Source organism: Yersinia sp. J1, from assembly GCF_050586585.1.
Classification (GTDB): Bacteria; Pseudomonadota; Gammaproteobacteria; order Enterobacterales; family Enterobacteriaceae; genus Yersinia; species Yersinia entomophaga.
Map to the genome: position 1 here is coordinate 64,848 of NZ_JBOBDP010000008.1, position 13,486 is coordinate 78,333.

Genomic DNA, 13,486 nt, shown 5'->3' on the forward strand with positions numbered 1-13,486 from the left:
CCCAAGGCTCTGCACGAGCCTTGGTTTTTTTCCTGACTAAGCCTTAATGCCCTTACGCACCAGATAACGATAAGGGGCAGTCTCCACTTCCTGTGCCACCAGTTCATGATCCATAAAGCGGCAAAATCCGGGAATATCGCGGGTTGTGGCAGGATCGTCGGCGATAATCAACAAAGTCTGTCCTTCTTCCATATGGCGAACCGTTTTCCGCACCATCATTACCGGTTCCGGGCAACGTAGGCCCAGCGTATCAAGGGTTTTATCCGGATGGGCAAAAAGATCTGTCATTGGTTTTCTCTTATCAGCGATTGAGCAAATTTTAATCTCGGCGGGAAGTGCCCGATGAAGGGCAGCTAGTTTACTCCGCCCATTTTGCGGTGCAAGCTACGCTAACGTTTGCGCTAAAATTAACCATTGCATTCGTTGCGCAAACAAGTATTATGCCGCCGCGCCGTAGAAACTGCGGGCACATTTTGTTTGGGTTCCCTCACCCCAATAACCAAAAAGGTCACATCTATGTTTTCGTTTACGCCCCAACAGCGGATGACCGCTTTGGTATGGCTTTCGCTATTCCATATTGTCATCATCACATCCAGTAACTATCTGGTGCAATTACCGATCGCTATCTTCGGTTTTCACACCACATGGGGAGCTTTTACCTTTCCCTTTATCTTTTTAGCTACCGATCTGACCGTGAGGATTTTTGGTGCGCCTTTAGCTCGCCGCATTATTCTCTCAGTGATGTTACCTGCATTGGTAATTTCCTATCTGGTTTCAGCCCTGTTCTTTCAGGGAAGCTGGCAGGGATTCCCCGCGCTCACTAGCTTTAACGTGATGGTAGCCCGTATCGCCGTAGCCAGCTTTATGGCCTACGTATTAGGGCAGATTCTGGATGTACAGGTATTTAACCGCCTGCGTCAGCGCAGCGCCTGGTGGGTTGCACCTACGGCAGCGATGTTCTTCGGCAATATCAGCGATACGCTGGCCTTCTTCTTTATTGCCTTCTATAAGAGCAGCGATCCCTTTATGGCGGCCAATTGGGTCGAAATCGCCTTGGTAGATTATACCTTTAAGCTACTGATCTGCCTCCTATTCTTTCTTCCTGCCTATGGTGTAATGCTGAATATGCTGCTGAAATATTTCGCCAGTAGAACGGCGTCGCAGCCAGCGGTACAAATCGGCTAATCTACCACCTGCCGGTTAATGGCGGCCCGCCTACGGCCGCCAGATTCTTCTGGAATTCCGTGTAATACCTGCCTACTCACAATTCTTTACCGAGGAGCCTGTTGCTTTTATCCGCTGAATAAGGTGCGATACGGGTCATTCAGTCAAGGTTAAAGACTCTCATCCAGAAGGAATTCCCATGAATAAGATGACCAAACTTTTCGCCGTTGGTTTATTGGTTACCGGGCTAAGCGCCTGCGATGTCAAAAACGACAACAACGTTGGCCAGCCGGTGAGTTTATTGGAGGGTAATATCGCCCTGGTTCTGCCCACCGAATTTACCGATCAAAGCGATAAAATCAGCAGCCCTTCCAGTAATAAACGCGTTTATGCGACCAAAAACGGTGAAAAAGCCGTAGTGATCATTTTGAATGAAAAAGACACCGCCGGTTTGGATGTATTGGCTCAGCGTTTGATCGAACAGCAAAAAGGTCGCGATGCCAATCTGCAAATCGTCACCAATAAAACCATTCAGGTTGACGGCAAGCCGTTGCAGCAACTGGATAGCATTATCACCAGCGGCGGCCAGAAGGCTTATTCATCGGTCGTTATGGGTAACGTCGATAACAACAGCATGACGCTGCAAATTACCGTTCCAGCCGAAAATCAACAGCAGGCGCAGACCGAAACTGAATCCATTATCAGCACCCTGAAGCTGAAATGAATGCAGATAATCCCGCAGCGGAGTTGTAACGCTCCCTGCGGGGTTTTCTCACCAAATTTGAGCGCCACTGCGGCGCTCTGATTGTTTACGCTAACGCGCGAGCCAGTAGCGTAATCGGATGCTCACATTTCTTGCTGGTCGACATTTCAATCTGCCATTTACAGGTTTCACAATCCGTAATCACCAAATCTACCCCGCTCTCCTCAATCTGACGAAATAACGAAGCGCCAATGCCTTGCGAAGTGGCGTAATTCTCAGATTTAAACCCATAAGTACCGGCAATTCCACAGCATTGAGAATCCAGCGTAATCAGTTCGACGCCGGGAATTCGACGCAGCAACGCCAGTGTATAAGCAGTCCAGCCCATTTTCTCCATATGACACGGCGTATGGTAAGCAATGCGCAGCGGCAGGCGTTTCAGCGGTAATTCCCGCCCCTGATCCAGTAAACGGTAAAGATAACGAGTTGCCAGTTCAACGCGATCGCGCACCGGCGTGGTATCCACATCCAATAAATGAGGATATTCATCTCGTAGAGTAAAAGTACAGCTGGAAGAAGTGGCAACCACCGGAATATCCCGCGTGATGACCGCATCTGTCAGCGATTCCAGATTAACTTTAGCCTGCTTTTTAGCCTGATCGATAAAGCCGTTGGCAATCAAAGGGACGCCGCAGCACTTTTCTCGTTTGAGCAACTGCACGCCGATATTCATTGCATTGAAAACGCTGATTAAATCTTTCCCCAGCTGCGGATGATTGTAATTAACAAAGCAGCCGTGGAAAAACGCCACCTGTTCGGCATATTGTTGCTGTTTAGCCGCCTGCTGACGATACCAGCGGCGGAAAGTACCAAAAGAGTATTTAGGCAATTCACGGCGATGATCGATTTTCAGGGCTTTATCCAGCAAGTGACGCACTGGTTTTAATCCAGTGATAGCATTCACTACCGGTGCAAATGGCGTCGACAAAGAGCCCATTAAATCGGTATGGCTTAAAATAGCGTCACGCAGTTTTGGTTTATTACTGCTGTAACTGGCTTTAGCACGTTGAATAATGTCGCCGATTTTAACGTCGGAAGGACAAGCCACTTCACAACGTTTACAGTTGGTACAATATTTCAGCGCTTCGTCATACAGCATCGGATCTTTTAATCGCAGACGTTCGCCATCAGGCCCTGCCTGCTTTGGCCCCGGATAAAGCGGATTGACCTTGGCTACCGGGCAATAAGTGGTGCATACCGTACATTTAATGCAGCTTTCGAAGCTGTTATCCCGCGGCAAACTCATAGTTTAACCTCCGTGGCATCGGTAATCTGCTGAGCAGCGAACAAAGCACTGGTTAATGACACACCGGCACCGCAGCCTTGCTGTAGGGGGTCATAGCCGCCCAACACCGCTCCAATCGCATAAAGATTTTCCAAAGGCTCGCCGCCGCGCATAGCGCGTAACTGCTTATCGGTCTGCACGCCGAACTGTAGGTAAGGCTGAGCATCAAACATGTCGCTGCGACTCCAGTCCGCCCGATTACTCAGAGAAAGCATATCCAGCCCTAAAATGGGTTCGTAAACCCGATCGAATCCGGCAATCAATCCGTTGCTAAAGAAACTGCCGCTCGCCAGTACGACATGAGGCGCTCGTAGCGGAATATCTCCGTGGTTACGGCTATACAAGCCGGTGACACGATTACCCTCGAGTTCAGCTCGTAGTACCGAATCTCCCGGCATGACTAACCCACCAAGATGTTGAAAACGTTGGCGTAATTCCTGGTGCAGACGCATACCCAATAACGATGGAGGCAGAGTCGGCAATAGCATAATCGGCTTGCCGACCGCCAGTCGCAGGGCTTCCAACTGTACCGGATTATCCAGACCGATACAGGCGGGCAATAAAATCGCCTGAGCGTGCGTAGACAAGCGGCTCAATTCTTCAGCCAAGGGAGGCAGGCTTTCCGCCAAATCCAAAACGCGGGCGATATTCACCGCGCGAAATTCACTAGGATTATCACGCAGCCGATCTAATGCCGGCAAATGCATATAGCTGGACGTCGCCGCGACGCCCTGCGCCTGTAAGGAATCCGCCACCATCTGCGGCTGAAAATCGAGGAATCCTTCAATACCGATAACGGCAATTCGCTCCCAAGGTAAAGTTCCGTTCAACGGTGTAGTGGGAATTTCTGCAGGACTGAGCCACGTTGGGCGTTGACTGCCCAGCGGCGTAATGCGCATGTGGTTTTCCGCCGCACTACCGACAAAAGAAAGGTGGCAACGCTCCAGTAATTTCTGCGCTTCATCCACCAGTTCGATGACCACCGCCCCCATTTTGCTGTAAGGATGCTCAGGTGCCTGTGCCGCCAAGGCTTCTAATGCCGTAAGAGGCTGGCGCACTTCGCTGCCATCAGGCAACTGAGCCAAAAGATCGAGAGAACCGGATGAAAAATGCAGCGCACTTTGCCCGGCGCTGACGATGGCGCAAGACTTTCCCTGCTCCGCCAGACGAATACCGCAGGTTAGCCCCGCCAGCCCGCCGCCAATGATAATGGCATCAAATTTCATCGCTTTTCTCCTGCGCCGATGGAATCGCGGCAGTCTGGTGACCCAGCCCGCACAGTCCTTGATATACCCAACTGGTAAATTCACTTTCCCGCAGCGCATCGCCCCAGGCAATTGGACGGACGCCTTTCCAGCGCTCGTTGAGGAATTGGGTCAGTTGCTCGCGAGATTGCTGTGGCGTGGTGACATTAAAACGATTTAGTAAGCCAGCGGCACGACAGGCGCAGAGTTCACCCTGACAGGTTCCCATCCCGACGCGAGTGCGTCTTCGTAAATCCAATAAATTGTTTACCGTGAGCGATTCGACGGCATAACGCACTTCACCTGCGGTCACAGCTTCGCATTCGCATACCAGGCTATTATCCAGCCGATTACCGTCCAATAATTGAGTGGCTCTATCTCCGTGACGATAAACCGCAGAGCCGCGAATACTGGCTGGCAGAGAAACAACCTTACGTAAAGTCTGTTCTGCGGACTGGCGAGAACCGGGCAGCGGCTCTTGTGCCGTGGTGCAACTGGCCTGATGCCCCAGTTTTTCACACACTTTATCCGTCGCCCATTCTGCCATTAACCGGTAAGTCATTAATTTGCCACCAGTAATGGTGATAAAACCCTCCAGCCCATCGCGGCTGGCGTGATCCAGCAAAACAATACCGCGGCTAACGTTACGGCCGCTCGGATCGTCGTCGCTGGCGACCAGAGGACGAACGCCAGCATAGGCGCGTAAAATGCGGGTTGCCGCCAGTTTCGGCGACAGTTTCGATCCTTCCCGAATCAAAATATCCACTTCCTGTGGCGTGACGATCATGTTGTCTATCTGGTCATAATCGATATGCGTTGAGGTCGTACCGATCAGTGAAATAGTGTCTCCCGGCACTAAAATATCGGCGTCGGCCGGTTTGCGGCAACGGTTAATCACCATGTTATTAATGCGGTGCCCCAAAATCAGTAACGCGCCTTTCGCAGGGAACATTCGCACTCGCAGATCGGCATACTCGGCAATGTGTTGCCCCCAAATGCCTGCGGCGTTAACCACGATTCGGGCATGAATTTTATACTGGCGCTGGTTTTTGTGATCGAAAACGCTCACGCCGGTCACTCGGTCACCCTGACGGATAAGACCAATAACTTCATGATATGTCAGTACATTAGCGCCATGTTCGCGAGCGTCCAGCATATTGGCGGCGGTGAGACGGAAAGGGTCAACGGTGCCGTCAGGTACTTTAACTGCACCAATCATGGCCGGATTGGCCGCCGGTTCCATTCGCAGCGCCAACGCCGGATCGATCGCTTCCGCGTCAATACCCGCCAACTGGCAGCGGGTGATAAATTGCTGCTGATATTCGAGAGAATCTTCTGGCAGCGTGATAAACAAGCCATTGGTTGGTTCAATACAGTGGCGGGCAATACGTTTGAGGATACGATTCTCTTCAATACATTCTTTGGCTGATTCGCCGTCGGTTACCGCATAGCGCGCGCCGCTGTGCAGCAAGCCGTGATTCCTGCCAGTCGCACCGGTAGCGATGTCGTGTCGCTCCAGTAAAATACAGCCTAACCCACGGCGGGCGCAGTCTCTAGCTATGCCCGCACCGGTGGCGCCGCCGCCAATGATGATGACATCCGTTTCGCTGTAAGGAGAACTGTTCGTCATGAAAGACCCCACTCTATAGACAACCGCCTGGCGGTCAATTTTACATCTATTGAGACACAATAATTAGGGTCATTGTTTGATAAGGAACAAAAACGAACCAAAAACGAAAACCAAATGATGGATAAAAACCATGATTGTGATCAAAGTCACACAGGAGCACCCACTTTTTATTTCAAATCGTTAACCAATCGCTCAAAATCGCACCCGCTTACATAAAACTGTAACAATTGCGCCATCCCTCACAGATAAACAACGCGTTTTTATCTAGCATTGCGCTCGTTATAGAACATAAACGATAACCAGGTTGGCAGTTCAACCACCCGCTAGACACCAGGCTATGCTGGGATCAAAAAGTACGTATAACGCCATTGGAGGCACTCATGTTGAGTATATTTAAGCCTGCGGCTCACCAAGCCCGGCTGTCAGAAGATCGGATTGATCCGACTTATCGCCGATTACGCTGGCAAATATTTATGGGCATCTTCTTCGGTTACGCTGCCTATTATTTGGTTCGCAAAAACTTTACATTGGCCATGCCGTATTTGATCGAGCAGGGCTTCTCCCGTGGGGATTTGGGTTTTGCCTTATCCGGTATTTCCATTGCTTACGGTTTCTCTAAATTTATCATGGGTTCGGTTTCCGACCGCTCAAACCCACGCGTGTTTCTCTCCGCCGGTTTGATTCTGGCCGCCGCCGTGATGCTGTTTATGGGCTTTGTCCCTTGGGCTACCTCCAGCATTGCCGTGATGTTCGTTCTACTCTTCCTGTGCGGTTGGTTCCAGGGAATGGGCTGGCCTCCGTGCGGTCGAACCATGGTTCACTGGTGGTCGAAGAAAGAGCGTGGCAGCATCGTATCCGTTTGGAACTGCGCCCATAACGTCGGTGGTGGTCTGCCGCCATTGCTGTTCCTGCTGGGAATGGCCTGGTTTAACGACTGGAAAGCCGCGTTATATATGCCTGCTTTCGGTGCCATTTTAGTGGCGTTGATCGTTTTCGGTCTGATGCGCGATACCCCTCAATCCTGCGGTTTACCACCGATTGAAGAGTACAAAAACGACTATCCAGACGATTACTCGAAAGAAGCAGAAGAAGAACTGACGGCTAAACAGATCTTCATGCAATACATTCTGCCGAATAAATTGCTGTGGTATATCGCCATTGCCAACGTATTCGTATACCTGCTGCGTTACGGCATTCTGGACTGGTCACCAACCTACCTGAAAGAAGTGAAACACTTCGCTCTGGATAAATCCTCATGGGCCTATTTCTTGTATGAATATGCCGGGATTCCAGGAACGCTGCTGTGCGGCTGGATGTCCGATAAAGTGTTTAAAGGTAACCGCGGTGCAACCGGCGTGTTCTTTATGATACTGGTCACTATTGCCACCATCATTTACTGGCTGAACCCGGTCGGCAACCCAGGCATTGATATGGCCTGTATGATCACCATCGGCTTCCTGATTTATGGCCCAGTAATGCTGATTGGTCTGCATGCGCTGGAACTGGCACCGAAGAAAGCGGCAGGCACTGCGGCGGGCTTCACCGGTCTGTTCGGTTATCTGGGCGGATCGGTTGCAGCTAGCGCCATCGTTGGTTATACCGTTGACTTCTTCGGTTGGGACGGCGGCTTTATGGTGATGATTGGCGGCAGCATTCTGGCGGTTCTATTACTGATCGTCGTTATGTTCAGCGAGAAAAAACATCACGAAGAGATGGCAAAAAACCGCGCTAACTAAGGCTCGGTAGTCAATCTCAGCGTTTCAGGCCGTGCCGTTATCTTTGGCGACACGGCCTTTTTTGTACCCTAAAACCAAAAGTGGAGTAGGTAAACCATGCAAACTCACGTTAAAGCCTTGGTAGCTGGCATTATTCTGGCCTCATCAATGGCCGGAGTAGCTCAGGCCGCAGAGAAAATTGTCATCGCACATCGCGGTGCCAGCGGCTATTTGCCAGAACATACCTTACCGTCGAAAGCGATGGCTTATGCTCAGGGAGCCGATTACTTAGAACAAGATTTAGTGATGACTAAAGATAATGAGTTGGTGGTTTTACACGACCATTATCTGGATCGAGTTACCGATGTTGCGGAGCGCTTCCCAGATCGGGCGCGTAAAGATGGACGTTACTACGCCATTGATTTTACTCTGCCAGAAATCAAATCCCTGAAATTCACCGAAGGTTTTGATATCAAAGACGGCAAAAAGGTACAAAGCTACCCGGGCCGGTTCCCAATGGGTAAATCCGATTTCCGTGTGCATACCTTCCAGGAAGAGATCGAGTTCATTCAAGGATTGAATCACTCAACCGGTAAGAATATCGGTATCTATCCAGAAATTAAGGCGCCGTGGTTCCACCGTCAGGAAGGAAAAGATATCTCTGCCAAGGTGCTGGACGTGCTAAAAGAGTACGGTTACACCACCAAAGGAGACAAAGTTTATCTGCAATGCTTTGATGCCAATGAACTAAAGCGAATTAAGAACGAGCTGGAACCGCAAAAAGGCATGGATTTGAAACTGATTCAGTTGGTGGCCTATACGGATTGGAATGAAACCTATGAACAACAGCCAAACGGTAAGTGGGTAAATTATAGCTATGATTGGATGTTCAAACCGGGCGCGATGAAGCAGGTCGCACAGTACGCTGACGGTATTGGGCCGGATTATCATATGCTAGTGGCAGCCGAATCTACGCCGGGCAAGATTGTGCTAACTGAGATGGTTAAGGATGCCCACGCCAGCAATATGATGGTGCATCCATACACGATTCGCGCCGATGCGTTGCCGAAATATGCCACCGACGTCAATCAGCTGTACGACATTATCTACAATCAGGCGCAGGTTGACGGTGTGTTTACTGATTTCCCAGATAAAGGCGTTCAGTTCCTGCAAAAGCAGGGGCAGCATAAGTAACCAAAATATCAGGGCGCATTTTTATGCGCCCTGTCCATCAAAAATAAGCCACTTGCTCTTTTGCTTGAAAGATCTGAGCTAAATAGCCCTTAAACTGTTCGGTAATCTGTTCTGCCGCATCATTCATATCTATATAGGTGGTTGCCAGCACTAGCCCATCAGCGACAGAAAATATCACTTTATTGCCGTAGTTATAGGACAAAAGTTGTAGCAAACAATCGTATTGCTGAGGCACTGGAGCAAACGGGCAAATCAATTCTGCGTTATCATCCTCAGTATCAATATAAACAATAAATTCGTCATTTATATTAATATAATTATCTTCTCCATGAGGAGTGGTGGCAAAATATTGAAGTAGTAATTGCGAGCTTTCATCCATGACTGTACCTATTTATTATAAGGAGCTAATCCACGAAGTTGCTTAACCAGGTCTGTATCATCGACCCGTTTTACGGCAACATTTTTGATTTTATCAAAAGCTTTACTCCCTTCGGTATGCATATTAGCGGCTTGAATTTGAAGGTTACTGCTATTTAATGCGACCATTTTATAAAGTGCTTTCCCATCAACCGATAATTCCCTACTAGGAGAGAGCGAATGGTTAAAATGTAATGATGCCAACTCACGCTTAACTTCTATATCAAGTAAAGCCGTGCGATCTTTACCACTTTTACAATTCCAACAAGGCGTCACACCAATAGCATTGGAAAGTAACACTATTCGCCTGACAAATTTATAGGGATCAATTTTATTAGAGTAAGATTTATCATGCCACATTTCCATTAACTGCCTCGACAGTTCTCTAACCAATTTTATATTATTATCATCCGGTTTATTTTTCGTATTAATAAGATAATCGCCCACCCAGCCGCCTGGTTTAGAGATGTCCAGCTCATCACCTAGCATTAATTTTATAGAGGGTTCATTGTATTGATTTGAAACCTCCCAAGACTTATTCTTTGGAATACCAAATCCATTAGGGAATATAGGTAGAAAGGCCATTGAATTAACGCCAAAGTTAAATGCGGCCAACTGTAAATTCATTTTAATTTCTTGTTGCTTCCCACTCGCGTCGCGTATATATAAAACTAATGGCTTGGATTCTGACAATGTTTTCCAAGCGCCCATCTGTATCGTTAACTGAGTCCCTTCCGTGTCCTTCAAAAAATCCTGCGCCGTCAGTAAGCTAGTAGAAGTTAACCGCAAATCAATCGTCTCTCCATTCAGAGCCTTTTGCAGCTTTTCTGGATGCTGGAACAATGCGGCAAGAACGACTTCGCGTCCGCGTTCAAGCGCTATCGATTGACTGTCTTCCTTGCTAATTTTCACGCTATGCGGACCAAGAGAGGCATGTCGAATCCCCTCGAGCAAAATCTCTGGCCGCCCGTTCTTCTGTAACGAAAACTTAGACACCCACAAATTAACTGCGTGCTGAGAATTACCGCTATCAGCAGAACAAACGCCACCATTTTTATAACTAGTGGGGAATATGTCATCCTCTCCCTGCTCAAGTTTCAATTGACCGGCAGGTATTGACTCACTAATAAATTTGCATCCCAAATAGTCAAACTGAGACTTTTGTATATTCCACTCTGCCGTATTCAATAATCTGATACTGGCTTGTTTAAATTCCCGCTTAGCATTCTCTTTGGCTAACTTAGCGTTCATTCCTTGTTCTTTATAAAATTGAGTGAGAACATCCATAACTTCTTTCTTACAGTGTTTAATACTGTCGTATTCAGCATTGCTAATGGGCTGGTTTTCTAATGACGTAGGATTTTTTAAATTATTCTTTTTAAATTCCAAATCCATTGTGGCTTCTAACTTTCCATAAAAACCATTGGAATCATCATCTTTCAAAACATCCAGAGCCACTTTGATATAATCTAATTTTAATTGGCGAGTGTCTTTAGCATAATTCAATATATGATCTGAAAATGAACTTTCTTTTGATTTATCTCTGGCATGTTTTTTTATCGTCATGCTTTTTTGTTCAAATTTATCTATCGCTTTATCTTTCGCCTGTAGGTCACCCTCACCGTTTCTTATATAATGTTGACAAAGAATATCCACAATTTCATTCTCGTGCTGTGTAACACTAATATCATTAGTAATATCAGTCGATAGTTCGAACGATGGTTCTATATCTCCTAATTCTTTTGAAATGGTATTTATCTTTTTGATAAAAGGCATTTTTTCGAGAGAATAGCCAGTGGCGGATTTATCATTATCCGGGATCAACACCTCAAGAGCTATATCCGCATATCTCAACTTTAGCTGTCTGATTGAACTCCTTATTGTATCAACCGACTCTGATTTCTTCTGATGGATATAGCTAACACCAGCAATATTTTCTGGCTTACGCGGAGGTGAAGAACCAAACCCTAATATTTTCTTGTTCTCACTCTTTTCAACTTTATCATATGAATGATTAGATTTAGTTACATTATTATTTATCGCAAAGTCGTTTGACATAGGACCTCCACACATCAATAAATGCAAAACAAACTATATTGCAGTTAATAATGTTTTTTTGGTTCGAGTGGAGGATATAACAAAACAATTTTATAAGTACTGAGAAGGGAAAGAAATTCAGGGCGATAGAACATCGCCCCGTTTGAGCGTTAGGCTAAAAACATTTTACGCAGATAGTGCGGTACTGCGTCGTCAGCGTTTGAACCTATCACTTCCAGATCCGGTAAAATATCTTTCAGACGTTGGTGAGCATCACGCATGATGCAACCCTTACCGGCCATCGACAGCATTTCCAAATCATTCATTCCATCACCAAAAGCGATGCATTCTTTCAGTGAATAACCGATAATTTTGGATACCTGCTCCAATGCATGGCCTTTAGACACACCGCCGCCCATCACTTCCAGACAGGTTGGGAAGGAAAAACTGACGTTCACGCGATCGCCCCAACGAGCATTGATGGCTTCCTCCAAAATCAGCAGCTTATCGTGATCTTCGCAGGTGAAATACACCTTGCACACGCCTTCGGTCGGCAGTAATGCAGGTTCGAATAGCTGATAGGTGAACACCGATTCACGGAAAAACTCTTCCTGCTCCGGACTTTCGCGATTCATATACCAATCGTCGTTTAAATAAACGTTGGTCAGAATATCCGGATTATCGTGCTCCATGCTGTATAGATCGCGGGCGATATCACCATCCAGATTATGGCTAAAAATCAGCTCTCCGGCGGTGTTATGTACGCGCGCACCGTTAGAGGTAATCATAAAGGCACTGATCTCCAGACTATCGCGAATCTGTGACACATCAATATGATGGCGACCTGTAGCAAACACGAAATGCACGTCACGTTCGGTCAGTAGCTTCAATGTCTCTTTAGCGTAAGGAGTCAAAATGTGGTCAGGGGACAGCAGGGTGCCGTCTAAATCGGAAGCGACAACATGATACATAGCGGTATGTTCTAACCTCTGGTGGAGTTGGCGTCAGCGTCGACGCTCAGTTGATGATGTTGCGCAAAAAAACGCAATATGGCGCTTAACGCCTCTACACGCAGCTTGTCCCGCTCGAACAGGATCTCATGGCGTGCTCCTTTGATGACTCTGGGAGCGTCCCCGTCACAGGGATGCCCAGCCTGAGCCATTACTTGACAAAAAGCGTCCTGAGCCGGGTTTGATACCACCCGATCTTCACTGGCCTGCAACAATAATATTGGCGTGGTGATTTTATCTGCCTCGGCGATTATCTGCTCGCTGGCACGCAGGCTTTCCCTCACCCAGTGATAGGTAGGGCCGCCAACGCGTATTTCTGGCGTATCCGCGTAGTGACGTAGGCAGCGGCGATAGCGCTCGCGACTGTGGGTCAGCATATTCACTACATAAGGCAATGGCCGCCACTGACCGGTGCCAATCGCGTAGTAATCCCGCATGTTCTGGCGCTTTTCGGCCCAATCGACAATGCGGTGCGCCAGCCATTTCGGCATAGGTAGATGAATACCCAACATCGGTGCACAAAGCGCCGCAGCATCAAACGCCGTCGGTTCCCGGGCCAGATAGCGTAGCAGAATCGCACTGCCCATCGAGTGAGCCAGCGCAAAACGTTCCAGATAATGGCTATTACTGATTTCCCGCTCGACCCACTGAGCAAAATCTTCCACATAGTCATCAAAATTAACGACGTGGCCACGATTAGGATCTTCTAGCATTCGGCCAGAACGCCCTTGACCACGATGATCCAGCACCATGACGTCATAACCTTGCTGAAACAGATCGTAGGCAACTTCCGGATATTTTACGTAGCTTTCAATGCGACCCGGAACCAACATCACCACTTTGTTGTGGTGAGGGGAACGGAAGCGAACATAGCGGATAGGTACATTATCGACGCCAGAAAACTCGTCTTCTTCCCGCTGCTGCCAGAAATCCAGCAAAGGCCCGTTAGCAAAGGCGGCAAATCGCGCTTCACGGGTTAACCAGTTTTCAGTTTTTTTCTCTAACGGCATAGGGTTGTTAATTGCAT

General features: G+C 47.9%; 12 protein-coding genes. 4 read left to right on the forward strand and 8 right to left on the reverse strand.

The annotated features are described in order from the left end of the window. Positions 1–36: 36 nt before the first annotated feature. Complete coding sequence (gene tusA, locus ACQ4OC_RS12860; protein ID WP_064514370.1) at positions 37–288, reverse strand: sulfurtransferase TusA; 252 nt, start codon at positions 286–288, stop codon at positions 37–39. A gap of 228 nt (positions 289–516) precedes the next feature. On the opposite strand from tusA, the gene ACQ4OC_RS12865 reads away from it, so the two are divergent. Both ACQ4OC_RS12865 and ACQ4OC_RS12870 read left to right on the forward strand, forming a co-directional pair. Continuing rightward, on the forward strand, positions 517–1,185 hold the full coding sequence (locus ACQ4OC_RS12865) for a 7-cyano-7-deazaguanine/7-aminomethyl-7-deazaguanine transporter (RefSeq protein ID WP_064514372.1): 669 nt from the start codon (positions 517–519) through the stop codon (positions 1,183–1,185). 178 nt (positions 1,186–1,363) lie between these two features. Next, a complete protein-coding gene (locus ACQ4OC_RS12870) occupies positions 1,364–1,888 on the forward strand; it encodes a DcrB family lipoprotein (RefSeq protein ID WP_064514374.1) in 525 nt (174 codons plus the stop codon). A gap of 85 nt (positions 1,889–1,973) precedes the next feature. On the opposite strand, the gene glpC is transcribed toward ACQ4OC_RS12870, so the two are convergent. From glpC to glpA, 3 genes are read right to left on the reverse strand one after another with little or no spacing between them, the layout of a single operon-like run. Beyond that, positions 1,974–3,173, reverse strand: coding sequence for an anaerobic glycerol-3-phosphate dehydrogenase subunit GlpC (gene glpC / locus ACQ4OC_RS12875; RefSeq protein WP_064514376.1), 1,200 nt, complete (start codon positions 3,171–3,173; stop codon positions 1,974–1,976). Beyond that, positions 3,170–4,438: a glycerol-3-phosphate dehydrogenase subunit GlpB gene (gene glpB, locus ACQ4OC_RS12880; RefSeq protein ID WP_064514377.1), complete on the reverse strand. Its 1,269-nt coding sequence runs from the start codon at positions 4,436–4,438 to the stop codon at positions 3,170–3,172. Before glpB ends, glpC begins: the two co-directional genes overlap by 4 nt. Beyond that, complete coding sequence (gene glpA / locus ACQ4OC_RS12885; RefSeq protein ID WP_064514379.1) at positions 4,428–6,086, reverse strand: anaerobic glycerol-3-phosphate dehydrogenase subunit A; 1,659 nt, start codon at positions 6,084–6,086, stop codon at positions 4,428–4,430. The genes glpB and glpA overlap by 11 nt, the downstream gene beginning before the upstream one ends. A gap of 380 nt (positions 6,087–6,466) precedes the next feature. Here glpA and glpT point away from each other — a divergent pair, with 380 nt between their 5' ends. Beyond that, a complete protein-coding gene (gene glpT / locus ACQ4OC_RS12890; protein ID WP_064514381.1) occupies positions 6,467–7,822 on the forward strand; it encodes a glycerol-3-phosphate transporter in 1,356 nt (451 codons plus the stop codon). Positions 7,823–7,918: 96 nt separating this feature from the next. Next, positions 7,919–8,995: a glycerophosphodiester phosphodiesterase gene (gene glpQ, locus ACQ4OC_RS12895; RefSeq protein ID WP_064514383.1), complete on the forward strand. Its 1,077-nt coding sequence runs from the start codon at positions 7,919–7,921 to the stop codon at positions 8,993–8,995. A gap of 37 nt (positions 8,996–9,032) precedes the next feature. Here glpQ and ACQ4OC_RS12900 read toward each other — a convergent pair whose 3' ends face one another. The 4 genes from ACQ4OC_RS12900 to pldB form a co-directional block, all read right to left on the reverse strand. Next, a complete protein-coding gene (locus ACQ4OC_RS12900) occupies positions 9,033–9,374 on the reverse strand; it encodes a hypothetical protein (RefSeq protein ID WP_064514386.1) in 342 nt (113 codons plus the stop codon). 8 nt (positions 9,375–9,382) lie between these two features. Next, complete coding sequence (locus ACQ4OC_RS12905; RefSeq protein WP_064514388.1) at positions 9,383–11,470, reverse strand: inositol phosphate phosphatase SopB; 2,088 nt, start codon at positions 11,468–11,470, stop codon at positions 9,383–9,385. Between the two features lie 149 nt (positions 11,471–11,619). After that, positions 11,620–12,420, reverse strand: a complete 801-nt coding sequence (gene yigL / locus ACQ4OC_RS12910) for a sugar/pyridoxal phosphate phosphatase YigL (protein ID WP_064514390.1) — start codon at positions 12,418–12,420, stop codon at positions 11,620–11,622. Between the two features lie 11 nt (positions 12,421–12,431). Then, entirely contained in the window at positions 12,432–13,469 is a 1,038-nt protein-coding gene (gene pldB / locus ACQ4OC_RS12915) for a lysophospholipase L2 (protein WP_430971224.1), read from the reverse strand. Positions 13,470–13,486: the final 17 nt, after the last annotated feature.